We start from the raw sequence: 25640 nt of genomic DNA, 5'->3' as shown, positions 1-25640 counted from the left end.
TTTTGCATACTTTTTATAAAGGGGAATATAATAAGGTGAAACATGTATTTAATGAAGCAGATAAAATTGCAATGGAAAATTATGGAATAGATGCTGATATTATTGAAAAAACAAGAAAAATAGAAGAAGAGATTACTCCGATATTTGCAGCAATTGAAGAAAAGGTTGAATTTAACCAAATAAAGGTTTTAGATGCTATGCGCAAGTCTTCGCTTAGCGATTATCACCTTACAGATTCGACGGGGTATGGATACAATGATATGGGAAGGGAAGCCATAGAAGAGATTTTTAAAAGCATTTTCAGGGCCGAAGATGCTCTTGTAAGACCTCAAATAATATCCGGCACCCATGCAATAACTTTATGCCTTTTAGGGATATTAAGACCTGATGATGAGCTTTTAAGCGCAACAGGTGCGCCGTATGATACTCTTGGAAGTATAGTTTATGGAAAAAATTGCGGCTCTTTAGCGGACTATCGGATAGGGTATAGGGAAGTAGACTTAAAAGACGGTAAACCTGATTTTGAAGCAATTAAAGATTGTATAACATCAAAAACTAAAATGGTACTGATTCAGCGATCCAGGGGCTACAGTTTAAGGCCATCTTTAAGTATAGATACTATTCAAGAGCTTATCTCTTATATTAAAGATTTGAAAAGCGATATAATTTGCTTTGTTGATAACTGCTACGGGGAACTTGTAGAGACGCGAGAGCCGATAGAAGTAGGAGCTGATTTATGTGCCGGCTCGCTGATAAAAAATCTTGGCGGCGGAATAGCGCCTACCGGAGGATATGTAGTAGGAAAAAGTGAGCTTATAAAGCAGTGCTTTTATCGACTGGCGGCTCCCGGACTTAATAAAAATTGCGGTCCATCTATTTTTGCAAATCGTCTGATAGCCCAAGGGATTTTTTACGCACCAATGGTAGTAGGAGAAGCTGTAAAAAGTGCAGTTTTTACCTCTAAAATCATGGAAGATATGGGATTTAAGGTTTATCCAAAATACAGCGATAAGCGAACCGATATCGTAACTGCTATTGAGTTAGGTAGTAAGGACAAATTGATTAATTTTTGTCAGGGGATACAAAAAGTAGGTCCTGTAGACTCTCACGTAAAACCTGAGCCATCTGAAATGCCGGGATATAATCATAAGGTAATTATGGCAGGGGGAAGTTTTATACAAGGTTCTTCGATTGAGTTTAGCGCTGATGCTCCTCTTGAGGAACCTTATATCGTGTATGTTCAAGGAGGTATAAACTTTTTTCAGGCAAAACTTGGAATTTTAAGCGGTCTTCAAGCTTTGAGAAATCTTTAAAAACCAAAATCACTGCTAAAACTTTCTATAAAGGCCTATTACTTTACCTAATATGCGAAGACTGCTTACTATTATAGGTTCCATAAAAGGATTTTCAGGTTGAAGTCTAAAATGATTCTCTTCTTTATAAAACCTTTTTATAGTTGCTTCATCTTCAATAAGAGCAACTACAATATCACCGTTTTCCGCAGTAGTTGTTGATTGCACTATAACATAATCGCCGTCTAAAATTCCGACGCCTATCATGCTATCGCCTTTTACAAGTAGCATAAATACATTATCATCGCTAGTTGGTATCATTTCTTTAGGGAAAGCAAAAAACTCCTCAATATTTTCTTGAGCGAGAATAGGCAGACCTGCTGTGACTTTTCCAACAAGGGGTATTTTAACTACATTATTGTTGCTTACAGATGTATATGGAGAATTTGCATCTGTAACTTCAATAGCCCTTGGTTTTTGCATTTCACGCTTAATATAACCTTTTTTCTCTAGTTGAGTAAGGTAGCCATGGACTGTAGCAGTGGATTTCAAATTAGTAGCTTTGCATATTTCACGAACGGAGGGAGGGTAACCCTTTAAACTCGAATAGCTACATATATAATCAAGTATTTGTTTTTGCCGTGCAGTTAGATCATCCCACATGATTTTAAAAATCACTCCAAAAAAAGTTTACTTAAAAGTTTGCGTATATTAAGTATATTAACATTTATTATACCATATAAAAAGGCTGTAAACGCAAATTTAGCGGTTTTAATGAAGCTTTATCTCATAATAGAGGAGGGAGGAGGAATAATTAATTAAATACAACGTCCGATAATATATCTTATGTAAACTTGAGATAAAATTTATCAAAAAGTGCAAAACGCAAGTCAGATAAGGCCAGGAGCTTATAAGCTAGTAAAGATGTAGAAAATAATTTGCCTCTTTTTGTGGTTATTAAAAGAGGCAAATTATTTTATGTTTGTTTGAATGTAAAGGACATTATACACATTTTTAATAAATATTTAGTTTTAAAATGGCAGGGGAGACAGGACTCGAACCCGCAACCAACGGTTTTGGAGACCGCTACTCTACCAATTGAGCTACTCCCCTCGGTGACAATTTTTATTATACAATAATTTTTTTGTAATGTCAAAGGAATATGCCTTTGGTATTTGTTCTATTTGTCTGTTAAACAAGTTTATTTGATTATATTGACGAAACTCTCAAGCCTATCAAGGCCTTCCTTGATATTCTCCATAGATGTGGCATACGATAATCTTATATATTCATCTGCTCCAAATGCCACCCCTGGGACAATAGCTACTTCATATTTTTCCAGCAATACTTCACTGAAATCTGTAGAATTCTGAATTATCTTGCCTTGACATTCTTTCCCAAAGGTTTTTGAGATGTTTACAAATACGTAAAATGCTCCATTAGGCATATTGCAAGATAAATTGTTGATTTGATTAATTTTATTAACCATATATATTCTTCTATCTGAAAATTCTTTAACCATTTTTGCAATTGTTTCGTGCCTTAGGGGATTTGTTAAAGCTTCAACGCTTGCTTTTTGGGCAATTGAATTTGGATTGGACGTAGCGTGACTTTGGAAATTTTCCATGGCTTTTATAAGCTGTTTAGGCCCCGCAGCAAATCCTATCCTCCACCCTGTCATTGCAAAGGTTTTTGACACTCCGTTTATAACTATAGTTCTATCGGCCATATCTTTGACTGCTGCAATGCTCGTGTGTTTTAATCCATCATATATCAATTTGTCATATATTTCATCTGATATAACAAAAATATTATGCTTCGCCGCGATTTCTGCTATTTGTTTTATATTTTCTTCAGGATAAATATTTCCACATGGATTATTAGGACTGTTTATAATAAGGACTTTAGTTTTGTCAGTTATATATTTTTCTAAAATTTCCGAATTAAGGATAAAATTATTATTTTCAGATGTTGGTACAAAAACAGGAACTCCTTCACACAATCTCACCATTTCTGGATAGCTTACCCAATAAGGAGCCGGAATTAAAACCTCATCTCCTGGGTTCAAAAGACAGTATAAAGCATTATAGACGCTGTGCTTTGCACCGTTTGACACCAATATTTGATCTGTGGCATAACTTACTCCGATTTCATCTTTGAAATAATTTGATACCGCTGACTTGAGTTCCTCAATACCCCCAACCGGCGTATATTTTGTAAAACCGCTATTAATAGCCGATACTGCCGCAGTCTTAATAAATTCCGGTGTATCAAAATCTGGCTCTCCTGCTCCAAATCCTATGATATTATGGCCTTCTTTTTTCATTTGCTTTGCCTTTGCATCCACGGCAAGAGTTGGAGATGGACTTATGCCCTGGGCTTTTTGTGAAATAATCAAATGCGTTACCCCCTCTACAAACTTTTAAGTATTTCTCTTATATTCTTCAAAAAAATGCAATTTCCTTCTAGGATTCTAAAAAAAATTTAATTATCATGTTTCATAAATTGATATTGTAGCCATATCACCGTTTTTAGAAATACCTATAATAACCTTTTTGTTTTTTAGATTCTTATTTAAAAAATCTACTACTTTATATAATTCATCGCTGTATACCACTTCTTTTTTTGCGATTAGCTCAAGTTTACTTGCTTCTTTTTTTATATCACTGCTTTCACTCATTTTACTCATTACCCCTCCCTACTCCATTTTCATCAGCTATCTCCAGATTCCAGCTTTCTATAGTATCAATTGCTTCATATTTTGTAAGATCCACATGCAGCGGGGTAACTGATACGTAATTATTTTTAACAGCCCAAACATCTGAACCTTTATCGTTCGTATTGTCAACAGGTTGGCCGCTTAACCAATAGTAAGCCTTGCCTCTTGGGTCGATGCGCCGGTCAAAGCTATTTACATACCTTATATTGCCAAGCCGTGTTATTGCTATACCCTTTATAATGCTTGGATCTGCTGGCGGTATATTGATATTCAGTAACATGTTTTCGGGCAGATTCTGGTTTATGATTTGTAATAGCAATTTACTTGCGATGCTTGCTGCGCTTATAAAACAAAAATCATCTAGTTCATGTCCTGCAATTGATAATGCTATCGCAGGTATACCCGACATTGCAGCTTCGCTTGCAGCAGAAACCGTCCCTGAATATATAACATCTGTTGCAAGATTAGGTCCGCTGTTTATGCCCGATAAAACAAGGTCAGGTGTAAAATCAAGCAAAGCCTCAAGAGCTAGTTTCACACAGTCGGCAGGCGTGCCATTGATTTTCCACCCCGAAATCCCTGTATCAGGAATTATAACCCTATCAGCTCGCAACGGTTTGTGCATTGTTATTGCATGACTAATAGCGCTTCGCTCTCTATCAGGGGCTACTACCGCTATATTGGCTATTTTAGATATTTCTTCAGCAAGGGTTCTTAATCCTATGGAATTAATGCCGTCGTCATTCGTAATTAGTATATTCAAACTCTAAGCACTCCCAACTTAAAAAATTAATACAAAAAAGGCAGTTTTTCGACCTATTGAAATTAATCGACTGCCTAAGTTAACTATTCGGCATTAAAATACCGAGATTCATAATTTATTGTTGGTTTTAAAACAGTTTTGCCTTTCATCCCTATATTGAAATAGATAGAATTTCCGGCAGATTTCCTAAATAATATTAGTTATTGCTTCCATCTATCTTTATTTTACCTAGTATATCTGATATTCTATTAATTGTCAAGATAATGCTCTTGGCGTATCATAGCCATATGTAGGCCGATAATTGATAATAATAAAATGAATAAGAAGGGTGATACTTATGCGGCAAAACCAGTCTTCTAAAAATCCGGTATATGTAATAGGTCATAAAAATCCGGATACAGATTCTATATGCTCTGCCATTGCGTATTCATATTTCAAGAGAGAATATGATGGCATCAACGCTATCCCTTGCAAACTAGGCCCTATAAATAGGGAAACCGAATTTGTTTTAAACTACTTTAACACAGAAGAACCTATCTACATCGAAAATGTATATACTCAAATAAAAGACATAGATTATGAAAAACCACTATGCGCTAACATGGCTTGGCCAATGCTGGCCGCATGGCAGCTTATCCAAGACTCCGGAATAAGAACGATATGTGTTGTAGATGATAGTGATAAATTTATCGGTCTTGCCACCCTCGGTGATCTTGCAAAAGTTTATCTTTCACAAATGAATAATATAGAAAAATACAGTATACCTCTTAAAAACGCTGTAAGCGTTCTCTCTGGAGAAGTAATAAATAAAGGCAACGACACCTTAGGGGGCAATATAATAGTTGCCACCATGTCTTTAGAAGAAGTTGTAAAGAGAATAAAATCCGGGGATACAATAATAGTCGGAGATAGGCCGCACATACAAAAAGCCGCTATAAAAAACAATGTAGGCACACTTATCATCGTTGGAGGAGCAAAACCCGACAATGAAACTCTAAATCTTGCTAAAGAACATCAAGTAAACCTTATATCAACTCCCTACGATGCCTTTGATGCCGTAAAGTGTATAAGCCAAAGTATTCCGCTATCATACATTATGAAATCTGCAGATATAGTTTCTTTTGGCGAGGAAGAATATATACACGAGATAACGAATACAATGTCTAAATATAAATATCGAAATTTCCCCATACTAGACAAATACGGCACTGTGTTAGGCCTTATCTCTAGAAGACATATATTAGAATATGAAGCCAAAAATGTAATACTCGTTGACCATAATGAATTTTCCCAAACAGTTGAGGGCATTAACGAAGCTGCTATTTTGGAGATAATAGACCATCACCGTCTTGGCGGAATTGTTACTGATAAACCGATACTTTTTAAAAATCAGCCGGTAGGTTGTACATCTACTATCATATACGAAACTTATCAAAATGCCAAAATAACGCCGCCGCCGGAAATAGCCGGAATTATGTGTGCAGCTATATTATCTGATACACTGGTATTCAAATCTCCTACCTGCACCCCAAGGGACAAGAAGGCCGCCTTAAATCTGGCCGCCATAGCAGAAATTGATATCGAAGATTTTGCCGGTAGAATGTTTAAAGAAGGAACGGAACTACTTGATAAAAGTCCTGAAAAAATATTTTTTACAGACTTTAAGGAATTTCATGTAGATGAATTTAAAATAGGCGTAGGTCAAATAAATGTAATGAGTGATATAGGCGAACTTAAGAATGAAATACTTTCATTTATGAAAGATTTAAAAGAAAAAGGCGGATATGATATTTTACTTTTGATGCTAACGAACATAATCAAGGAGGGCTCTGAAATTTTATGGGTTTCAGATTACAAAAACGTAATCGAAAAAGCCTTTTCAATTGATATTAATGAAAACATCTTTTATCTGCCAGGTATCATGTCGAGAAAAAACCAGGTAATTCCACCTATTGTAAAGGCTGTAAAATTACTTAAAAAATAAAAGCAGGTTATAACCTGCTTCTTAATTTGCTTTAGTAACCAAAGATGATTTATTAAAATAATAAAAACCCTTGTTTAAAGGGCTATAGTAGTCTTTAACATGGTGGGCCATCAGGGACTCGAACCCGGGACACCCTGATTAAGAGTCAGGTGCTCTGCCAACTGAGCTAATGGCCCTTAAATTATGGTGGAGAGGGGTGGATTCGAACCACCGAAGGCACTGCCAGCAGATTTACAGTCTGCCCCCTTTAGCCACTCGGGAACCTCTCCATAGGTAAAATAGATATCTGGAGCCGACGATGGGACTCGAACCCGCGACCTGCTGATTACAAATCAGCTGCTCTACCAACTGAGCTACGTCGGCAAATGGTGGGCCCACTAGGACTCGAACCTAGGACCGACCGGTTATGAGCCGGTTGCTCTGACCAACTGAGCTATGGGCCCAGACGCAATTATTAGTATACATTATTTTTTTTATATCGTCAAGACTTTGTAGGGTGCTTTTTGCAGGATTTTTTAACAAAATCGCGGCAAACTATTTGATTGCGCGTTATTTATACCAAATTTATATAATCAATTATTTGTCTTGCCGGCAATAATCTTTTGGTAGAAGAAGTGCCTACGACTTGTAAATCCATACTTTTGAGGCATTATTATCTGCTCTGTGCTTCCTACAAAAAATATCCCATCATCCGAAAGGGCATCATAGAATTTCTTATATAGTTTCTCTTTTGCTTCTTCTGTAAAATATATCATCACATTTCTGCACAATATTAAATCGCATTTAGAAGGAAATGGATCATTTAATAAATTGATTATCTTAAAATCCACTGATTTTTTGATTTTATCTTTTATAACATAATTATTGCCTTCTTTTGTAAAATATGTATCTAACATTTGTTTGGGGACATTGGCTACTTGTTTCGGTGTATAGATTCCCTCTTTTGCATCTTCTATAGCTTCTTTATCAATATCGCTTGCTATGATTACAGCTCTATTAAGCAAGTTCATTTTATCCAGCATCATAGCAAGTGAATAAGGCTCTTCTCCTGTAGAGCATGCTGAACTCCATATTTTTAATGTACTTTTACCTGATATAAGCTCAGGAATTATTTCCTTTTCCAAAACCTCCCACTGAGCAGGGTTTCTAAAAAATTCCGATACATTGATTGTTATGTAATTCAAAAATTCTCTTAAGTGTTCCTTGCTATGTATTAACTGTTTCAAATACGATTCGTAATTATCATGTCCGTTTCTTTTCTTAAGCGAATCTATTCTTCGTTTCATCTGTTTTTCTTTATAATTAGACAGGTCAATATTGCATATTTTTTTTATTTGTGCTGAAAATTCTTCATAATCCAACGAAAATCCTCCTCTGCCCTCTAATCGAAATGTGTTGTAATAATTATAGCAATATCTTCCTGATATGTAAAATCAAGCAAGTTTTAATTTTTTTGTTTATAAATAGAAAAAATGCGCGCCTTACTGCTCACGCATTTTTTCTGCTAGACATACACGAAAGAAAAATCTAGAGATTTTTTAATACTCAAAATATCTCCTACCTTTAAAAATTTATCGCCTTTACAGGCGCATCAAATAAACCTCTTTTGATTTCAGTAGCATCCATATGCTTTGCACAAAGTTTGTCTGCAATATAATTGCAAGCATCCCATGGATTTACTCGTTCACCACATGTGAAAACATCAACCGCAGCATATCCAAATTCGGGCCAGGTATGGATGGTGAGGTGAGATTCAGAAATTATAACCACACCGCTAACCCCTTGGGGGCTAAACTTGTGAAACGCAACCTCTCTTACCTCTGCTCCTGCTTCTAAAGCTGCTTTAACTAAAATTTCTTCAATTTCTTCAGCATCGTTTAGAATATTTGGATCGCAATCGTAGACTTCCGCCAATACATGGCGGCCTAAGTTTTTCATTTTTCCATCAATACCCCCTCTAAATTATTATTTTTAAATAACAATCAAATTAAATTGTAGCAGATTATCGCATTTTGTCAATAGAATCAGCTAAAATCCTTTGGTAATTGATGAAATACTGGTTTATCTGCAGTTAAGTTTTTATTCCTCGGTATTTTAACCAATGATATGTTTTCCCGTTGATAATTACAGGTCTTTGCTTTAGCTCTTCTAAATTCCTTGCTCCTGACATTGCCATAACGTATTTTATCTCTTTTTGTATTTCTATTATATATTTTTCCAAAGCTAGCGAACCTTTACTTAATAGAATATGAAGAAAATATCCTGCAAACCCTACCGCTTTAGCTCCCAGTGCCAAAGATTTTGCAGCATCTACACCGTTTTTAAGACCCCCTGATGAAATTACATCAACTTTATCTTGTGTGGCGTCAATTGTCTCTATTAAACTTATCGGAGTCGGTATTCCCCAGTTTCTAAGATGATATGATGCTTGAGATTTGCCTCTCCTGCCTTCTATCTCAATAAAGTTTGTTCCACCTTTTCCACTTACATCTATAATTTTTACGCCACTTTCAGCCAGAATAAGTGCCTCTTCCTTGGCTATTCCAAAACCAACTTCTTTTACTATAATCGGAATATCTATGTTTTGGACTAAATTTGCTATATTATCTATTAAACCTGTAAATTTCTTTTGGCCTTCCTTCATTACAACTTCTTGAGGCACGTTTAAATGCAGCTGTATAGCATCAGCTTTTATCATTTCAATGGCTGATTTTGCTTCCTCGACAGAAGAATCGGCACTTAGATTTGCAAATACAACACCATCTGGGTTTATTTTTCTTACTATTTTAAAGCTGTCTACAGCATCTTTATTATTTAAGGCAATCTTTTGAGAGCCCACAGCCATTGCAACCTTTAATTTTTTTGCAATACCTGCAAGTTTGCCATTAATAATTTTTCCTTGGCTTGTTCCACCTGTTATTGCATTTATGATTATCGGATTTTCTAAATTTATGCTCTGTAGTTTTGTAGAAATATCAATACTTTCCATATCCACTTCAGACAAACAATTGTGCAAAATGGTTATATCATCAAATGCATTGCGCTTTAATTTTTTTTCTAGCAGCATGCCGTATTTTATATGCTCGTCTTTTCTTTGTTTCCTTTTATGTTCGTCCATTATATCCAAACCCCTAACTCCAATTTAAGATTCTTCGCCATGCTTGTAGCAAAAAATTTGGGGCTTTTTTGCCCCAAATTTTTAAAAGCTTCAGTGGTTATTCTTTTTTATTCTCAAAAATGTCTCCTACCATTTCTCCAATTGTTATGCCTGTTATACCATTATCTTTGGGTTTTTCAAAGCTCTGCTTGCTTTCTTCTTTATTTAGCTCATTTTCAGCCTCTTTAATACTAAGGCTCATGCGCTTTTTCTCGGGATCGATTTCAAGGATTTTAACTTTAACTATATCCCCTTCTTTTAAAACATCTTCCGGCTTATTAACGTGCTGGTTAGATATTTGAGATATATGAACGAGGCCTTCAACACCTGGTTCAACTTCTACAAATGCGCCAAAGTTTACTAATTTAGCAATTCTACCTTCTATAACAGAACCTACTTTGTATTTCTTTTCAATATCCTCCCAGGGATCAGACAGTGCCTGCTTTAAGCCTAGAGAAATACGCTGGCGGTCTTTATCGACTTTCAGCACAACTACTTCAACTTCTTGTCCCTCTTTTACGATATCGGAAGGGTGATTTACCCTTTGCCATGATAAATCTGAAATATGAATAAGTCCGTCCACGCCTCCAATATCAACAAAGGCGCCAAAATCAGTTAATCTTTTCACTACTCCCTTTATAACTTGGCCTTCTTGGATATTTGCCCATGTTTCTTCTCTTAGGGCATCTCTTTCTTTTTCTAGAACATGCTTATGAGATAGTACTAGGCGATTTTTATTTCTGTCTAGCTCAATAATATTTAGATTTAATTTTTGGCCTAAAAATGCGTTCAAATCAGGTACATATCTTAAATCTAAATGTGAAGCCGGAATAAAGCCTTTGACACCCTTCACATCTACCAAAACACCGCCTTTTACTACTTCAGTTACTGTTCCTTCAACTTCGCCTTGATTATTATATATTTCTTCTAGTTCGTCCCAGCCAATTACTTCATCTGCCTTTTTCTTTGAAAGAATAATATTGCCCTCATTATCCTCAAGTTTTAATACAAGGGCTTTAATTTTATCTCCTACTTTTACAACATCTTCGGCAGACTCAAAGGCTGAATTCGAAAGTTCGCTTACAGGTATAATTCCATCAGACTTATAGCCGATATTTACCAGTACTTCATTATTATCTACTTTTACAACAGTTCCCTCTACTATATCTCCTTCCTTTAAATCAGTAAAGGTATTGTCGTAATTAACTGCTTCACCTTCCTCTTGTTTTGCCAATTCATTTTGATTTTCTTGATTGTTAAGTTCTTTATTTAATTCATCCATTCTAAAGATAACCTCCTTTATAATCCAATCAGGCGTAGAAGCACCTGCGGTTATGCCAACTTTATCTGCGGCAGTAAACCAGTCTTTGCGAATATCTGCCGCTGTTTGAATATGGTAAACCCTGGCTCCTGCTTTCTGGCAAACTTTAACTAAATTTTTAGTATTTGCACTTTGTTTGTCTCCCACAACTAGCATTATATCAACTTTCTTAGCTAACTCAGACGCTGCTTTTTGTCTTTGCTGAGTCGCTGCACATCTGGTATTTTCAAAAGATGCTATGTCTAGCCGCTTGCCAAGGATTTCCATAATTTTCTCTACATTTTCTTCTGTTTGGGTAGTTTGAACAACTATCCCTACTTTTTTGTTCGTATAAAAGTTTTTAGCTTCTTCAACGTTTTCTATGATTTTTACGTCTTTACCACACCAACCCCTGATTCCCTCAACCTCAGGATGGTTGTGTTCACCGATTATAATTGTAAAATATCCCTTATCGGAAAAATTTTGCACAGCTTTATGAACCCTTTTTACATTAGGGCATGTGCAATCAATTATGTTCAAATTTAATGAATTTAGTTGAGCTATTAAACTTGGTTCTACACCATGGGTCCTGATTATTACGTTTCCTTCTTTAATATCTTCAAGATCCGCAACATTTATCCCGGCTTTTTTAAATCTTTCGATTACTTGAGAGTTGTGAATTAAAGGCCCTAACATATAAGCTTTTTCGCCATTATCTATTAACTCCTCAACTTTTTCTACGGCTCTTTTTACGCCAAAGCAAAACCCTGCATAGTCTGCAACACTTACAATCAATTTCCCTTCACTTCCTAAAATTTATTACAAAGACTCTAGGTCTTAAATTCGATAAGCAAGGTCTTAATTCCTGCTTATTCATTAAATTATAATTAGAAATCATTATTTAACATTCATCAAATTCGATACTTCTTCAAAAAGAGCAGAACTTATTTCCTTTAGTTTTTCCGAATTTAATTTAGTGTCTTCTTGATGATATTCGCTAAATTTTTTAGGCTCGCCGAATATCACGTCTATATGAGAAAAAAATTTATAATTTCCCCTTATAGCAACCGGAACCAGAGTTACATCTTTTGCCTTTGAAGCAAGGAGAGCAAGTCCCGGCTCAGGCTCCTGAAGTTTCCCGTCTTTGCTTCTTGTACCTTCTGGAAAAATTCCTAAAACTTGATTATTGTTTAATACCTCCAGCGCTTTTTTAATAGCCTTTCTATCAGGTATTCCACGCTTTACAGGAAATGCGTGGAGGTTTTTTATGATAAATCCCAAAACGGGAATTCTAAATAATTCTTCTTTTGCCATAAAAACAACTGGTCTTTTTACAAGGCAGCCTATAATTATAGGATCCCACATGCTTTTATGATTAGAATATATTATTACCGGGCCTCTTTCAGGAAAATCCGCACCACCTATAACACGAATTTTAAATATAATATGGATAACAATATTGCAGATAAATTTTACAACATTATAGAACACTGCCCTCCCCCTTTTTTATACAGCCTATTATCTCATCTACAACTTCATCTATGGTTTTACCTGTAGTATCAATGATTATTGCATCATCCGCTATAGCCATGGGAGAAAAATCCCTTTTCTTGTCCTGGTAATCTCTATCTATGATATCTTTTTCTACTTGTTTGAAAGTTACTTTATATCCCTTCGAAATAAGTTCGTTGTAACGCCTGCAAGCCCGCTCCTTAACTGAAGCAGTTAAATAAAACTTATACTTTGCATCAGGCAGGACAGTAGTGCCGATATCCCGGCCGTCCATCACAACTCCACCATTTTTTGCTATTTGGCGTTGAAGTTTCGTTAATGCAGCTCTTACCTCAGGTATCGCCGCTATTTTTGATACTTTTTCTGTTACGGCAAGGTTTCTGATTTCATCTGTAACGTCTTCACCGTTAAGATATATGCGATTTTCCTTAAAATCAATCTTCGCTTCAGATGCCAATTTTATAACGTCTTCCGGATTTGTTTTGTTATGTCTGATAGTAAGCAATGTTATAGCTCTGTACATTGCGCCGGTATCAACATAAGTCATTTTAAGCTTATCTGCGACTATTCTAGCTGTTGTGCTTTTACCGGCCCCTGCAGGACCATCTATAGCTATATTAAAGTTCAAGTATTTTACCTCCTTTTAAGGGCTTGCCGAACTTTTACCCGCAACGAAGCCGGTAGAAAAAGCCGCCTGCAGATTATACCCTCCTGTAACTCCATCTACATCTATTACTTCGCCGGCAAAAAATAATCCTTTAATTAACTTGGATTCCATGGTTTTTGGATTTATCTCTTTTACGCATACTCCGCCTCTGGTGACAATTGCTTCTTTTTCTCTACAGCCAACTACGGTCACTGCAAAGTTTTTCAGGCTCTGTCTTATTTTCACTCTTTCGCCTTGAGTAAGCTGATTTACCGGTTTTTCAGGATCTATCTCCGAATAATTTATAAATACGGGAATCAATTTTTTCGGAAGTAAATCATTAAGAGAGTTCTTAAACAATTTATTTTTATATCGTTCAAAATCCCTAAGAAGTCTTTCGTCAAGTTCCTCCTCACTAAGGGCAGGTTTTAAGTCTATAGACACTATTGGAGTATTTTCTAAATTATCTACAACATATCTACTTAAGGTTAAAATTATCGGGCCTGAAATGCCAAAATGAGTAAAAAGCATTTCTCCAAATTCTGACGCAACTTTTTTTCCGCTGACATAGACTGTTGCAGAAACGTTTTTCAGGCTAAGGCCCTGAAGGTCCTTTACCCATTTTTCTTTAGTTATAAGGGGCACAAGGGAAGGTTTAAGCTCTACAATACTGTGACCTGCCTTTTTTGCAAATTTATAGCCATCTCCCGTAGAGCCCGTAGCAGGATAAGACATGCCACCTGTTGCTATTATAACGCTGTCACAGTAAAACTCTTTTTTATCGTTAATTATTATACCTTTAATTTGGTTATTTTTGATGATTAAATCTTTGACACAGGTTTTATAACAAATATGAACACCGGCTTCTAAAACTGCTTTTTGAAGCGCTTGTACGATATCTGATGATTTATCGGACTTTGGAAATATTCTGCCTCCCCGTTCTACTTTCGATTTTACACCTATTTTTTCGAAAAAAGTTACTAAATCAGTATTTGAAAAAGCAGAAAGGGAACTAAAAAGAAATTTACCATTGCCGGGAAAGCACTCCAGAAAATTTTCCATCATTTTCTCATTGGTAAAATTACATCTGCCCTTACCTGAAATTAATATTTTTCTTCCAAGATTTGGGTTTTTTTCAAATAGGTAGACATCTGCACCATAAAGGGCGGCCTGTAAAGAGGCCATTAAGCCTGCTGCTCCGCCGCCAATGACTGCAACTATTGTTCTGCTCATAAAATCATCTCATTACCTTATCGCTTTATTTTTCTATCTAAAATCATCAAACGATTTCTAAGTTCTTCATTCATCTTAAAGAGTATCTTCTCTAAATCATTACTAGTAATAAGCATTTGAGGAGGTTCTAAAATCTCAAGCTTTCTGAATTCTTCTCGCATCACAAAGCGTATTATATCTTCAATAGAATCGGCGTTTAATGTGATTTCTGCAGGAGCATAAGCCACTTTCTCACCTAATAAATCATCATATATGACATAAGGTTCTAGCGATATATCATAATCTAAAAAATAAACCCCTTGAACCGGTATGTTTTTTAGTAATGCTATTTGTTCTTCTCTAGCGTCTTGGGCTGCCTGCTCTAAGGATTTGCCGCCAAAGAAAAACTTTCGCGGCTTATTGTCCGCCTTAAAGTCAAATCTGACCTTAAAACGTATCTTGCTTTGAATTATATCTTCGCCCAATTTTACTTTCACCATCTGCAGGCCTCCAATTATTATCGTTTTATATTATTTCTTTAAGCTCCTGCATTGATTTAAAAACAACTGCTTTGTCTTTGATTTTGTTGTAAATCTTGACTGCTGCTCCATTGGTGTAATCTCTTTCGTTTATATCGTTTTCTTCTAAAATGTAAATATCTTTTCGACCTATGAAGCCTTCAAGACACATAATATTTTTTAAATTGCCTAGACCGAAGGGAATATTTGCTAAAATCACCGCATCGGCTTTCTCTATATAAGAGATGTTTTTTGCCGCATTTTCATCGCTTATTGGTGAAAAAGGTATCTCCTCAACAATATCAAAGCCTAAGCGGCGAGCTGTTTCCCAATCACTATCTCCTTTATTTAGAACTCCTACGGATACTTCATACCCACGTTGTCCCAGATAACTCAGTAATTCCTCGCCTTCTCCTCCGCCGCATATTACATGAAGCTTATGAAAAGGCTTAGGTTTTTTTGCAAATATCGCCTCATTCTCATCTGACGTATTCAAAAAAATAACTACAGGTTTAGGATTGCCTTTAGGAGTAACAACTCTTACATCCATGTCAAAGACTGCTTTAATATTGTCTTCATTTAGGACTTCATTTAAATCTCCCATTTTAAATATCTTATGATCCTTTAGCAAAATTATCTTGTTGCAAAACATTGACGCCAAATTTATATCATGGAGCACAACTAATATCGTCAAACTCTTTTTGAGGCATAAATCCTTTAAAAGGCCTAATAATTCCCATTGATAGTTAATATCAAGATGGGATGTAGGTTCGTCTAAAAGCAGAAGAGATGGCTGCTGGGCAAGTGCTCTTGCAATCAGAACTCTTTGCCTTTCACCGCCGCTTAATTGATGTACAGGCTTATCTCTTAGGTGCAATATGTCCATGGACTTCATGGCATCTTCTACGATAGCTATATCTTCTTTTTGCTCTGATTCAAAATTTTTTAGATGGGGATTCCTTCCCATTAGCACTATTTGCTCAACTGTAAAAGCTACATCCAAATAAGTGTCTTGAGGAACGGTAGCTACTCGCTTTGCCAAATCCTTAATTGTTACTCTATAGATACTTTCCCCATTAACATATATATTTCCTGTATCAGGCTTTAACCAGCGGTTAATATTTTTAAGCAAGGTTGTTTTACCGCAGCCGTTTGGGCCTAAAATACCTACGAAATCGCCAACTTCCAAAGTAAAGCATATGTCTTTGAGGATTTCTTTTTCATTGTATTTAAAACCAAGATTTTCAACTTTAAGTATCTGTTCAGAAGACTTCATAGATCTTTATCCTATACCTATTATTGTTTCTCTTACTATTTTTGCCGCTAAAAGCGCTGTTCTATCAGATAGATCGCTGGCAGGAGAAACTTCTACCAAGTCAATTCCTACTACATTTAATTTGCCAAAACTTGCAACTACTTCAAGGATATCGCAAGAAGTGCACCCGCCGGGTTCGGGTGTTCCTGTTCCGGGGGCAAACGCAGGATCTACCGCATCTATATCAAGAGTTATATATACCGGCTTTCCTTTTAAGGAATCTAAAACCTGTAGAAATGGAGTTTTAACTTCTAACGGATACATGTTTGTATGCTGCTGGGCATACAAAAATTCTTCCTTTACACCTGATCTTATGCCAAATTGAAAAATATGCTTATTTTTGACTTGTTCAGATACTCTGCGTAAAACAGTGGCATGAGATAACTTCTCGCCGAAAAAAGTATCCCTTAAGTCTGCGTGAGCATCAAAGTGCAGGACTACAAGATCAGGATATTTTTCTGCGACTTTTTTGACTATCGGATAAGTTACAAGGTGCTCTCCTCCCAAAAAAAACGGGATCTTTCCATCGTTTAATATTTTATTTGCAGCTTCTTCTATCATATCTAGGCTCTTTTTGACATTACCAAAGGGCAGCTCAATATCTCCTATATCGCAAAAGCTTTTATCATCCAGGGCATCATCGGCATAAACACTATAAGTTTCAAGGCCGTAAGAAACACTTCGTATTCTTTCCGGTCCAAATCTTGTCCCTGGCCTAAAACTTACCGTAAAGTCCATAGGAGCGCCTATAATTACTATTTTTGCTCTATCATAGTCTTCTTTTGCCCCTAAAAACCCATTATGTCCGGATACGAAATCTAGTTCTTTCAAAATATGGCTCACTCCTCGACAGGTAAAATTATATCTTCTAAAAACGGTGGTAATGTAAAGTACGCTTTGTGAAGTTTAGGATTATAATATTTTGTATCAAAATTTGTTTCGGGAATAATCTCTCTAGATAAAGGATCTATGCTCTTAGAGCCCATTGTAAACGTCCAAAATGCTCCGGGATATGTGGGCACCACTGCTGTATATGGGTTTGTAAAGGTAAAAGCCGAAGATATTCCGTCATAAATCCTTTTAACAAGTTCAGGAAACAAGACCGGCGTTTCTGTTTGAGCAGCCATAATTCCATCTTCGCTTAAAGCATTGGAGACATCTTTATAAAATTGCGCCGAAAATAGGCCTACGGCAGGACCTACCGGATCGGTGGAATCTATAATAACAATATCGTAGCCTTTGTGGTTTTTAACAAATTCGATACCGTCCTCATAAAAGATTTTCACTCTTTCATCGGATAATCCGCAGCTTATAGTGGGAAAATATTTTTTTGAAGTTTCAACAACCTCTTCATCTATTTCCACAAGGTGCACCTCTTTTACCGGGTGTTTTAAAACTTCCCTTACGGTGCCGCCGTCTCCTCCGCCTATAACCAAGACTTTAGACGCATTTTGATGTGTTAAAAGTGGAACGTGAGAAATCATTTCATGATACATAAACTCATCTCTGGTTGTAAGCATTACAGTATCATCAAGCATTAATACCCTTCCAAAATCCTCAGTATCAAAAACAGATATATATTGATATTTACTTTGTTTGGTATAAACTAAATCTTTCACTCTAAAAGAAAGTTTTACATTTTTTGTCTGATATTCAGAAAACCAAAGCTCCAAACTTTTCACTCCTTTGATAGCATTATACGTTACGAGTTTCTATTGAAAAAATTATATCAAATAAAAAAACAATACTCAAATAATTTCTTTTCATTAAAAACGGCATTGAGGCGTATTAAAAAATTCCTCTACATCCAGTTCCATTGTACAGCAATTAGCTGCTGTTTTAAAATCAATATTATTGTTTATGGGGCAATCAGATTTAGTACAGCATACGTGCTTAAAACCAAAACGCGTAAAATAATCTGTATCTTCACTGCCGCAAAGGTAAATTTTCTTAACACCCCTCCTGTCAGCATAATTTATCAATGCTCTTACAAGGCCGTCACCTAAACCGTCGCCCCGATGTTCCGGAAAAATATAGACAAATCTTAGAAGTGCTTTATCACCGTATATGTCCAGTATACCATAACCTGCGATTAAATCATCTACTTCAATAATCATTGCATCTTCAATATCGTCTACCTTTAAGAGCTGAACATTTGACTCTTTGGCATCATGGATTAACCTATTCTGAATAAGACCTATCTCGCTTGGTAAGGCTTTTCTAATTATAATCAAAAATCTCACCTTGCCCTTCTATAAATTTTTAATATAATTTATCTCATCTTGAGATAAATATCGCCACTTTCCGGGCTGCAGGCCGCAAAGCGATATATTACCAATATGCGTTCTTGTAAGCTCTAACACCGGATGCCCTACTGATTCGAACATGCGTCTTATTTGCCGCTTTTTACCTTCGTGTATTTTTATTTTTACAATAGTTGAATCTCTTGAAACATCTAATATATCAATTTTTGCCGGGGCTGTAATTCCATCCTCCAATTTAATGCCCTTTTCCAATGTGGTAACTTTTTTATTATCGATAATGCCTTTAATACGAGCAATGTATGTCTTTGTTATATTAAATTTTGGATGAGTAATTTTATATGCTGCTTGACCATCATTTGTAAGCAGTATCAAACCCTTTGTATCCTTGTCTAAGCGACCTACCGGAAAAATCCTTTCGGGAAATTTTGGCAGCAAATCGAGAATAGTGGGCCTGCCATGGGTATCTTTTACAGTAGTAATCACTCCCTCAGGCTTGTTCATAGCAATATAGATAAATCTACTTTCGAGACGGCATGCTTTTCCATCTACCCTGACTTTATCGACTTCGGGATCGATTTTTGTCCCAAGTTCTCTTATAATTTTTCCGTTAACAGTTACTCTGCCGTCTAGAATTAACTTTTCGCACGCTCTTCTTGAGGCAATCCCTGCCTGTGATAAATATTTTTGCAGCCTGACTTGCAATAGATGACAGCTCCTTTGTAAATAATGTATGTACATTTAGAATACCGAAAGAAATGATTAAAATCAACAATCACTTCTTTCGGTATTTACTAAGGATAGTGTCGGGAGTAGTTTATTTAAGCTTTTCTATAATTTTTTGGACAAAAGGACCGGCTTCCCCTAATGCATACGCGTTCATCGTTCCACAAGCTACGTTTCTTATTGCAAAACTTATATATTCAGGAGGAATGTTTAATTCTTTAAGGCGCGCTTCGATAGTTAGTGCGGCCTTTATTCCTTCTTCGCTTGCGATATTGTTGATTAGTTTTACTGTTTTCTCACTTCCGTAGCAAGTGCATCCAAGGTGCGCAAAAATTTCCGCGGTTTTTTGGCGCACATTCTCGTCATCTGCATCTATTAAGACCAAGGGCAGTTCACCTGTTGTAGCTATGTTTAATGCATGACCTATTATTTTTGCAGATGCAAGTTTACATAATCCTTGTATTGGTTTAAAGGTATCCTTTTCTGTATCGGTAGAAATGTTTATTAGTATTTGATTTTCGGAAAGATAAGGCTTGATGTCCTCTAAAACATTCGGTATTATACTAGCAGGAAGAGCTGTGATTATATAATCCGAAAGCTTTAGCATTGAATATTCTCCGGTTGCTAGAGCGCCTATTTCTTGCGCTAACAGTCCGCACTTTCTCAAGTCTTTGTCAATTAAAATTAAATTATAATCATAAGATATTTTATGAGCTAAAAGGCTGCCCATACGACCTACGCCTATAATTGATACAGTTTCCATAATTTATCCTCCCTGTGCTGAATTAAACTTTTTAACTTAAATGCGGCTTATTATATTTTCAAGCAAGGGCAGTGGCCCGTCTGATTCTATGTCAATTACAGGAACATTAATACATGCCCTCATACTTTTTAAAAGCTTTTCCCTATTTATATAGTCAGCTTCATAGGTGCAGCTTGCCGAATAATATTTAGGATAAAAGGGATTTACTGTTATAGCTAGCAATGGTATAGTTTTTAATATTTTGACGTTTCCGCCCTCAGCTTCTATTTTGTTTATTTCCATTAATATGGATTCCGGATTTCCGCCAATTATAAGTTTTATAGAATCTTTTAATATTAAACCTTTGCCATTCCACGATTCTGACATACATTTATTTAGATTTTTTAAAGCTGCTTCCGATATCAGCGCAGGTACAAAAATTATTTTTACGGTTCTGTTTTCTTCTTTTGTTTTTTTGCAGATATCTCTTGCTATTTTACTGTCAAAAAGCGAACCATACTTCAATAGAACAGGCTCTTTGTTAAAGTCGAAGATAAGAGCTATTTTGTCTAAGTTTGAAAGATATTTGCTCTCGTCTTTGGATACAGCAGGTAGATTAAATAATTCCGCAAGTGCTTTTGTTTCATCAACCAGATCGTCAATATTAGTGGTTCGTGAAGCGCCGGTTGCAATAATGATACCGTCGGTTTCGGTCATTGGGGCCAGCCGATTTAATGCCCCGTCAACTAGCACAACTTCACATTTTAAATCATTTATCATTCTATATTTAATATAGTTTAATTGGGTGCCTTTGTTTGGGCCTGCGATAACCACCATGCCCTCTGCGGTAATTTTTACAATGCATACCTTTCCCAAGGGAGTCAAGATGTCAGTGACTTCTAGTATGTCATAGCCGGCGCTTCCTGCTTGGAGACATTTTTTAGCAGTAGCAACAACAGTATCTTTCTTTACGAACAGGCGAGGCTTTGGCAGCCTCGTAATGTTGTCAATTTCCTCGCCGTCATATCCGATACTAGTTAGCCCGACACTTATTTTTTGATTATAAAGCTCGTTCAATATCGCCGCTGTAGTTGTTGTTTTTCCGGTATTTTTTGCAGTTCCGGCTATTCCTATTGTTACACTCATTATCAGATAACCCCCGGTGGTTTGACCATTATTTTTTTGTTACAGAATTTCTTCCGGCTCTGCCGGGATATGCTCCGTCTTCGCGGCTTCCTAGTAGTCCTTTATACAAAGCATCAACAAAGTTGCCATTTTTTTCCACAAGTTCCAATGTTTTTTCTATACCTTCTTCGATATCTGCCGCCCATTTCTTAGCGTTATCTGTAGGAATAATATTGGATTGACCGAAGAATCTAAAAGATGCTTGAGTAGCCCTTAGCGTGTCTATTCTCGCTGGAGCAGTAATCGGTCCTCCTGAAAATGCTTCGTCAGACGATGCTATGGAAATTCCGTCAACGCCTAGTGAAGAAGCAAGAGATGCGTGAAGTGCAGTCATTAAGGATGATTGAACTCGATCTTCGGTTTGAGTCAAAAATCCTATGGGAGCGCCGCACCATATAGGGGCATTAACGATATTTCTGAGACAATAAATTTTTGCGGCATTAAAGTCTACATAGTTGTCTTCCATTTGGCCACTTATCATAACTTCCGGCGAATAGCAAAACAGTGGCTGTAAAATAGGCTTTCCCCCAAGCCTAAGACCTAATTTTGATACTATAAGCATTCCTGCAAAGGCTTTGTAAGCCGGAACGCCACATAATTCTTCGTTTGTTACAACATCAAAGGGCATATTAAACTCAGCCGCATACTTGATGGCTTCTACTGCATCTACTGTTAAACGTTCAGGGTCAGTGCCTCCTCCAAGGGATCCGTAGGCGATGTTTATTTTTGTAAGATCAGCGCCAATTTTGCCCGCGAGCAGGACAGTTTCGGGGGTATTTAAGCCTCGGTGAGCCCTTACTTGCCAAAGTGTGCTTGGCAGCAGCGAATTTTTTATGCTTTTAAGGTTCTCATATGTTATTACAGAACCATCTTCTTCATGAGTTATATAGCCTTCCAAAAATCCCTCGGCTCTAGCTCCCCAAGACGGGTCAAAATGGACTGCTCCATCAGCTCCCCATGCTTCACATGACTTAATATGAGCAATATCCATGAAGGGACACCCTGTGCCATATTGAATAAAAACTACGGGATTTTTTCCGGTGTGCTGCAAATTAAGAGGTTTCATCCGTTCGTTTACCGAATCCACATATCTTGTAAGTGAATTTATCTCATCTTCTGTCATGGGGCGAGTTTTTTGGCGATATTTTCCGGCCTCATAAAAGGATTTTATCGTATCATCGCACAAAGCTGCGTAATCCTTTCTGAGACTCTGTATTTCACTCTCATCGCTAGATTCTAACATTTGCCTTCTAATTTGCGCCCTTAAAACGGCGGGACTGGTTTTATCGCTTACATAAGAAAGGATGGCATCTACAATTGAGTCAAGTAATTTCTCAATACGTTTATTGTGGAATTCATAGTCATATCCTTTTGTTATATCTTTTTTAACCTTTGCATTTTTTCCTTCTGCCGGAACATATTCCCTTCCTTCCACAAAAGCAATAGCTTCTTCAACTGTGGTACCGGGACCAAAGCCGGCATCAAATCCAAGTTCTGCAGCAAGTTCCGGTCGTATCGCCATGCCACCTATGCCTATGCGCACTTTATCTCTGATTCCTGCAGCTTCAGCTAAGTCAATGAATTTTCCTAATATTTCCGCAACGCCGTAACCAATTGTGCGGCTGACAAGAACTACATCAACATTTTTATCTATTATCGTCTTTATTATTTCTTCAGCAGAATAATCTGGTGGCAAAAGTATAGTTTCATGGCCTCTTTTCTCTAATCCTCTTTTTATCATCTTAAGGCCAATATCGTGCACTGGATCAAGGGGTGCTAAAAGTACTTTCTTTTTTACAAATTCATTTTCCATGTTGATTTGCCCTCCCTAACAAGTCTCATCCGAAAGCCATCCATAGCGGTCACCGGGCTTATAAACATATCCCCGTGCCCTAACCCTTGCTCCCGGTCCCTGGTGTTGAAGAAAAACAATTGATACATCTTTAAAGCCCAATTGCTCCATTAAAGTAAAGGTTAGTTTTTCTGCCTCATCTTCATCTTTGCATACTAAATAAGTTTCTATATCAACAGCATCCATAACTTTTTTTAAAACATCAGGCATTTTAACCCTCCTAATCGTCTTTTACTAAACGATATCGCTATTACCGGTTTGACTATTTTCCTCATAAAAATTTTCCCAGTACTTTCTAACATCATTTTCAAGTCTTTCAATATGGCGTATCATAGCTTTTTCTGCTTGAGCAGGTTTTCTTGCGGCAATAGCCTTAAAAATATTTTCATGCTCTAAAAGCACCGAACCTTTTACTTCTTTTCTTATATACTCTAACATAGGTGAAAGCTGGCCGTGCTGTCTTATGAGATCCATCGCGGCATCCAAAACTTTATTTCTTGCAGCCTTGGCTATAAGTTTATGAAATTCCACATCATCTTCAGCTATAGAAACTCCTTCTTCTACGTGAACGCGCTGCCTTTCAATAACCTTTTTCATTTTTTCAATTTCATCATAGGTAGCATACATTGCAGCAAGCTTTGCAAGCTGACTTTCTATCGCCTTTCGCGCAATAAGCATATCAATAAGTTCTTGTTTGCCTGTTCCTTTTATCGCTTTCATTAACTCTTTCCCATATCGGTTGATTGTATTTTCGTGTTCGAGTTCCTCTAGCTTTTCCTTGCCTTTTGGCGTTAAATTGCGTCCCTTAAATCCAATCTTTTCAGTATATCCTTCAAAGTCCATTTCTTTTAGCATTCTGCCGATAGTGGCTTCACTTACGTCAAACCCTTGCAATTTTAGCATATTGCGTATATAGCCTGACCCTACTGGAGTTTCTTTTGAATTATCGATAATTTTTAATATAAAAAACAGCAATCGCTGCTTTTCGTGTAGCATTTTAACCCTCCGCTTGCTTTTGCAAAAATTAAATTTACTTCTATTAGCATAACACTACTTATCTTTAATTTCTACATTTAATACAAATTCTTTAAAATAAAGGAGTCATGCAAAATGACTCCTTTAGTGTTGAGTAAACGTTGATAATGGTTTATAAGCTTTATATGATCTTTTGATTGAAAATATTTGTCATTCCTGCTTTTTCTACCCTATCTTTAATTGCATCTATATCTATTGTATAAGAACCCAGTTGTTTCATCCGTTCAAAATACACAGAGCCTGAAAAAGTATATTTCTTGGATATGCCTTCCTCAGTCTTCATTTGTTCCTTAACATAAGCTATGGCATCACCTACGGCAAGTTCTGTCGGGATCTCCAGCAACTCCTTGCCTACTGCCCAACGAACTGCGTTAGCTCCTGCTAAAGTGCCTGTGCAAATAGCTTCTGTATGGCCTACTAATGGTCCTGCTTTTTCTCCGCCGCAGAAGAGATTTTCTACGCCTTCTGTCTTTAGATGATTATCTCTGGGCGACATTGCCATATATCTTATTGAATTTCCCAGGTTTCCTGCATATGGATCCTCGTAGCGAGCATTTTCAAAGCCGGGAATTTGCCGTAAGTTATCAAGGGGGAAGAAAGGTGTCATTAGTTTTGCATGGCCTGTGTCAAGTAAAATTACATTTTCTACATATTCATTGAGTGCATATTGCTGGCATGCCTTTTTTGTAAGGATTTTTGCATCTTCTCTAGCATGTTCCGGTACCGGTATAACTGCAACGCCTGTACTATTTAACTTGTCGACGATCTCCTTTGAAAGCGACTCTTTTAAGAGTTTACACGATCCGCTCATTGCACCATATGTGCCGTCGGCCTTCTTTGCCATCATTTCCTTTACGCCCATTTTAGCTGCAACACTGACTCTTCCTCCGTAGCTATGGCACCTGTATATGCACATGGCACAGCCATTGCCGTATTTTGTGCAGTTTACTTGAGGACCGGCAGTACCTGTACACTCAACAAAAACATCGCCTTCATATTTTCTTCCATCATCAGTTACAACAGCTAAAATTTTGTTGCCGTCAGCTTCTACATCAGTTACCCTGCTTTCGGTATGAACTTCAATACCGGCATCTATTAGCGCTTTCTTTACCGCAGGTTCGGCTAATGCCACATCATATAAAGATGCATGCTTGTGTCCCGGAAACTCAATATTTCTATGTCGAGAAACCTTGTCCATCAACTGGAACAGTTCGCCGCCGCCCATTGCTATCATTTCTTCAGCTGCTGTATATCTTCCATTATTTCTCATGATTCCGCCCACAAGGCCAGTGCCTAAGAGCATATCAGCTCTTTCAAGAAGCACTACATCAGCACCTGCTTTTTTTGCTGCCAAAGCAGCACCTGAACCAGACCAGCCACCACCAATAACAACTACTTTTGGCATACTTACAAACCTCCCT

General features: G+C 36.9%; 25 protein-coding genes and 5 tRNA genes. 2 read left to right on the top strand and 28 right to left on the bottom strand.

What is annotated here, in order from left to right:
- Positions 1 to 71 precede the first annotated feature (71 nt).
- Positions 72 to 1313, top strand: coding sequence for a methionine gamma-lyase family protein (locus TSYNT_RS11030; RefSeq protein ID WP_059034353.1), 1242 nt, complete (start codon positions 72 to 74; stop codon positions 1311 to 1313).
- A 15-nt stretch (positions 1314 to 1328) separates the two neighbouring features.
- Here TSYNT_RS11030 and lexA read toward each other — a convergent pair whose 3' ends face one another.
- The 5 genes from lexA to surE form a co-directional block, all read right to left on the bottom strand.
- Positions 1329 to 1955 (bottom strand): transcriptional repressor LexA, encoded by a 627-nt coding sequence (lexA, locus tag TSYNT_RS11025; protein WP_059034005.1) that lies wholly within the window; start codon positions 1953 to 1955, stop codon positions 1329 to 1331.
- Between the two features lie 374 nt (positions 1956 to 2329).
- A tRNA-Trp gene (locus TSYNT_RS11020) sits at positions 2330 to 2405 on the bottom strand.
- Positions 2406 to 2493: 88 nt separating this feature from the next.
- Entirely contained in the window at positions 2494 to 3690 is a 1197-nt protein-coding gene (locus tag TSYNT_RS11015; RefSeq protein ID WP_059034003.1) for a pyridoxal phosphate-dependent aminotransferase, read from the bottom strand.
- 93 nt (positions 3691 to 3783) lie between these two features.
- Positions 3784 to 3972: a YpmA family protein gene (locus TSYNT_RS11010; RefSeq protein WP_059034351.1), complete on the bottom strand. Its 189-nt coding sequence runs from the start codon at positions 3970 to 3972 to the stop codon at positions 3784 to 3786.
- Position 3973: 1 nt separating this feature from the next.
- Complete coding sequence (surE, locus tag TSYNT_RS11005; RefSeq protein ID WP_059034001.1) at positions 3974 to 4774, bottom strand: 5'/3'-nucleotidase SurE; 801 nt, start codon at positions 4772 to 4774, stop codon at positions 3974 to 3976.
- 337 nt (positions 4775 to 5111) lie between these two features.
- Between surE and TSYNT_RS11000 the strand changes: the two genes are divergently transcribed.
- Positions 5112 to 6758 (top strand): putative manganese-dependent inorganic diphosphatase, encoded by a 1647-nt coding sequence (locus TSYNT_RS11000; protein ID WP_059033999.1) that lies wholly within the window; start codon positions 5112 to 5114, stop codon positions 6756 to 6758.
- Positions 6759 to 6858: 100 nt separating this feature from the next.
- Here the strand turns inward: TSYNT_RS11000 and TSYNT_RS10995 are convergent.
- From TSYNT_RS10995 to TSYNT_RS10885, 23 genes are all read right to left on the bottom strand, one after another.
- A tRNA-Lys gene (locus TSYNT_RS10995) sits at positions 6859 to 6934 on the bottom strand.
- Between the two features lie 8 nt (positions 6935 to 6942).
- Positions 6943 to 7027, bottom strand: a tRNA-Tyr gene (locus TSYNT_RS10990).
- Positions 7028 to 7045: 18 nt separating this feature from the next.
- Positions 7046 to 7121 (bottom strand) — tRNA-Thr (locus TSYNT_RS10985).
- A 3-nt stretch (positions 7122 to 7124) separates the two neighbouring features.
- Positions 7125 to 7201 (bottom strand) — tRNA-Ile (locus tag TSYNT_RS10980).
- Positions 7202 to 7330: 129 nt separating this feature from the next.
- Positions 7331 to 8119: a CheR family methyltransferase gene (locus tag TSYNT_RS10975; RefSeq protein ID WP_059033997.1), complete on the bottom strand. Its 789-nt coding sequence runs from the start codon at positions 8117 to 8119 to the stop codon at positions 7331 to 7333.
- Positions 8120 to 8321: 202 nt separating this feature from the next.
- Positions 8322 to 8696: an adenosylmethionine decarboxylase gene (gene speD, locus TSYNT_RS10970; RefSeq protein WP_059033995.1), complete on the bottom strand. Its 375-nt coding sequence runs from the start codon at positions 8694 to 8696 to the stop codon at positions 8322 to 8324.
- 133 nt (positions 8697 to 8829) lie between these two features.
- Positions 8830 to 9876, bottom strand: a complete 1047-nt coding sequence (gene fni / locus TSYNT_RS10965) for a type 2 isopentenyl-diphosphate Delta-isomerase (protein ID WP_059034349.1) — start codon at positions 9874 to 9876, stop codon at positions 8830 to 8832.
- A 97-nt stretch (positions 9877 to 9973) separates the two neighbouring features.
- Positions 9974 to 12010 (bottom strand): bifunctional 4-hydroxy-3-methylbut-2-enyl diphosphate reductase/30S ribosomal protein S1, encoded by a 2037-nt coding sequence (locus tag TSYNT_RS10960; RefSeq protein ID WP_059033993.1) that lies wholly within the window; start codon positions 12008 to 12010, stop codon positions 9974 to 9976.
- A gap of 102 nt (positions 12011 to 12112) precedes the next feature.
- Positions 12113 to 12706: a lysophospholipid acyltransferase family protein gene (locus TSYNT_RS10955; RefSeq protein WP_059033992.1), complete on the bottom strand. Its 594-nt coding sequence runs from the start codon at positions 12704 to 12706 to the stop codon at positions 12113 to 12115.
- Positions 12696 to 13355: a (d)CMP kinase gene (gene cmk / locus TSYNT_RS10950; RefSeq protein WP_059033990.1), complete on the bottom strand. Its 660-nt coding sequence runs from the start codon at positions 13353 to 13355 to the stop codon at positions 12696 to 12698. The genes TSYNT_RS10955 and cmk overlap by 11 nt, the downstream gene beginning before the upstream one ends.
- 15 nt (positions 13356 to 13370) lie before the next feature.
- Positions 13371 to 14606 (bottom strand): BaiN/RdsA family NAD(P)/FAD-dependent oxidoreductase, encoded by a 1236-nt coding sequence (locus tag TSYNT_RS10945; RefSeq protein WP_059033988.1) that lies wholly within the window; start codon positions 14604 to 14606, stop codon positions 13371 to 13373.
- 17 nt (positions 14607 to 14623) lie between these two features.
- Positions 14624 to 15085 carry a hypothetical protein gene (locus TSYNT_RS10940; protein WP_059033986.1) on the bottom strand — a complete coding sequence of 154 codons (462 nt, stop codon included), beginning with the start codon at positions 15083 to 15085 and terminating at the stop codon, positions 14624 to 14626.
- A 25-nt stretch (positions 15086 to 15110) separates the two neighbouring features.
- Positions 15111 to 16379 (bottom strand): ABC transporter ATP-binding protein, encoded by a 1269-nt coding sequence (locus tag TSYNT_RS10935; protein WP_059033984.1) that lies wholly within the window; start codon positions 16377 to 16379, stop codon positions 15111 to 15113.
- Between the two features lie 6 nt (positions 16380 to 16385).
- Positions 16386 to 17249, bottom strand: a complete 864-nt coding sequence (gene speB / locus TSYNT_RS10930; protein WP_083497746.1) for an agmatinase — start codon at positions 17247 to 17249, stop codon at positions 16386 to 16388.
- Positions 17250 to 17257: 8 nt separating this feature from the next.
- Positions 17258 to 18091, bottom strand: a complete 834-nt coding sequence (gene speE / locus TSYNT_RS10925) for a polyamine aminopropyltransferase (protein ID WP_059033983.1) — start codon at positions 18089 to 18091, stop codon at positions 17258 to 17260.
- A gap of 93 nt (positions 18092 to 18184) precedes the next feature.
- Entirely contained in the window at positions 18185 to 18661 is a 477-nt protein-coding gene (locus TSYNT_RS10920) for a GNAT family N-acetyltransferase (RefSeq protein WP_238142717.1), read from the bottom strand.
- Positions 18662 to 18670: 9 nt separating this feature from the next.
- Complete coding sequence (locus TSYNT_RS10915; protein WP_059033981.1) at positions 18671 to 19420, bottom strand: pseudouridine synthase; 750 nt, start codon at positions 19418 to 19420, stop codon at positions 18671 to 18673.
- A gap of 76 nt (positions 19421 to 19496) precedes the next feature.
- Complete coding sequence (locus TSYNT_RS10910; RefSeq protein ID WP_059033978.1) at positions 19497 to 20168, bottom strand: NAD(P)-binding domain-containing protein; 672 nt, start codon at positions 20166 to 20168, stop codon at positions 19497 to 19499.
- 36 nt (positions 20169 to 20204) lie between these two features.
- A complete protein-coding gene (gene kamB / locus TSYNT_RS10905; RefSeq protein ID WP_059033975.1) occupies positions 20205 to 21293 on the bottom strand; it encodes a lysine 5,6-aminomutase reactivase subunit KamB in 1089 nt (362 codons plus the stop codon).
- A 28-nt stretch (positions 21294 to 21321) separates the two neighbouring features.
- Positions 21322 to 23145, bottom strand: coding sequence for a cobalamin B12-binding domain-containing protein (locus TSYNT_RS10900; protein ID WP_059033973.1), 1824 nt, complete (start codon positions 23143 to 23145; stop codon positions 21322 to 21324).
- A gap of 15 nt (positions 23146 to 23160) precedes the next feature.
- On the bottom strand, positions 23161 to 23394 hold the full coding sequence (locus TSYNT_RS10895) for a hypothetical protein (RefSeq protein ID WP_059033971.1): 234 nt from the start codon (positions 23392 to 23394) through the stop codon (positions 23161 to 23163).
- Positions 23395 to 23418: 24 nt separating this feature from the next.
- Positions 23419 to 24180 carry an FCD domain-containing protein gene (locus TSYNT_RS10890; protein WP_059033969.1) on the bottom strand — a complete coding sequence of 254 codons (762 nt, stop codon included), beginning with the start codon at positions 24178 to 24180 and terminating at the stop codon, positions 23419 to 23421.
- A 160-nt stretch (positions 24181 to 24340) separates the two neighbouring features.
- The gene (locus TSYNT_RS10885) at positions 24341 to 25624 is read right to left on the bottom strand and encodes an FAD-dependent oxidoreductase (protein WP_059033967.1); all 1284 of its coding nucleotides are present in this window, start codon (positions 25622 to 25624) and stop codon (positions 24341 to 24343) included.
- Between the last annotated feature and the right edge of the window lie 16 nt (positions 25625 to 25640).

The sequence above is a fragment of the Tepidanaerobacter syntrophicus genome (assembly GCF_001485475.2).
Taxonomy (GTDB): Bacteria; Bacillota; Thermosediminibacteria; order Thermosediminibacterales; family Tepidanaerobacteraceae; genus Tepidanaerobacter; species Tepidanaerobacter syntrophicus.
Note: the sequence above shows the minus strand (reverse complement) of the source record. Positions and strands in the feature narration are given on the sequence as shown.

What these genes read in the sequence shown, in the direction of transcription:
- TSYNT_RS10900 (WP_059033973.1), bottom strand. Translation starts at nt 23,145, where the DNA reads ATGGAAAATGAATTTGTAAAAAAGAAAGTACTTTTAGCACCCCTTGAT.
- TSYNT_RS11030 (WP_059034353.1), top strand. Translation starts at nt 72, where the DNA reads ATGGAAAATTATGGAATAGATGCTGATATTATTGAAAAAACAAGAAAA.
- kamB (WP_059033975.1), bottom strand. Translation starts at nt 21,293, where the DNA reads ATGAGTGTAACAATAGGAATAGCCGGAACTGCAAAAAATACCGGAAAA.
- fni (WP_059034349.1), bottom strand. Translation starts at nt 9,876, where the DNA reads ATGGACGAACATAAAAGGAAACAAAGAAAAGACGAGCATATAAAATAC.
- TSYNT_RS10935 (WP_059033984.1), bottom strand. Translation starts at nt 16,379, where the DNA reads ATGAAGTCTTCTGAACAGATACTTAAAGTTGAAAATCTTGGTTTTAAA.
- TSYNT_RS10885 (WP_059033967.1), bottom strand. Translation starts at nt 25,624, where the DNA reads ATGCCAAAAGTAGTTGTTATTGGTGGTGGCTGGTCTGGTTCAGGTGCT.
- lexA (WP_059034005.1), bottom strand. Translation starts at nt 1,955, where the DNA reads ATGTGGGATGATCTAACTGCACGGCAAAAACAAATACTTGATTATATA.
- TSYNT_RS10945 (WP_059033988.1), bottom strand. Translation starts at nt 14,606, where the DNA reads ATGAGCAGAACAATAGTTGCAGTCATTGGCGGCGGAGCAGCAGGCTTA.
- TSYNT_RS10890 (WP_059033969.1), bottom strand. Translation starts at nt 24,180, where the DNA reads ATGCTACACGAAAAGCAGCGATTGCTGTTTTTTATATTAAAAATTATC.
- TSYNT_RS11000 (WP_059033999.1), top strand. Translation starts at nt 5,112, where the DNA reads ATGCGGCAAAACCAGTCTTCTAAAAATCCGGTATATGTAATAGGTCAT.
- TSYNT_RS11010 (WP_059034351.1), bottom strand. Translation starts at nt 3,972, where the DNA reads ATGAGTGAAAGCAGTGATATAAAAAAAGAAGCAAGTAAACTTGAGCTA.
- TSYNT_RS10940 (WP_059033986.1), bottom strand. Translation starts at nt 15,085, where the DNA reads ATGGTGAAAGTAAAATTGGGCGAAGATATAATTCAAAGCAAGATACGT.
- TSYNT_RS10910 (WP_059033978.1), bottom strand. Translation starts at nt 20,168, where the DNA reads ATGGAAACTGTATCAATTATAGGCGTAGGTCGTATGGGCAGCCTTTTA.
- TSYNT_RS10895 (WP_059033971.1), bottom strand. Translation starts at nt 23,394, where the DNA reads ATGCCTGATGTTTTAAAAAAAGTTATGGATGCTGTTGATATAGAAACT.
- TSYNT_RS10915 (WP_059033981.1), bottom strand. Translation starts at nt 19,420, where the DNA reads ATGTACATACATTATTTACAAAGGAGCTGTCATCTATTGCAAGTCAGG.
- speD (WP_059033995.1), bottom strand. Translation starts at nt 8,696, where the DNA reads ATGAAAAACTTAGGCCGCCATGTATTGGCGGAAGTCTACGATTGCGAT.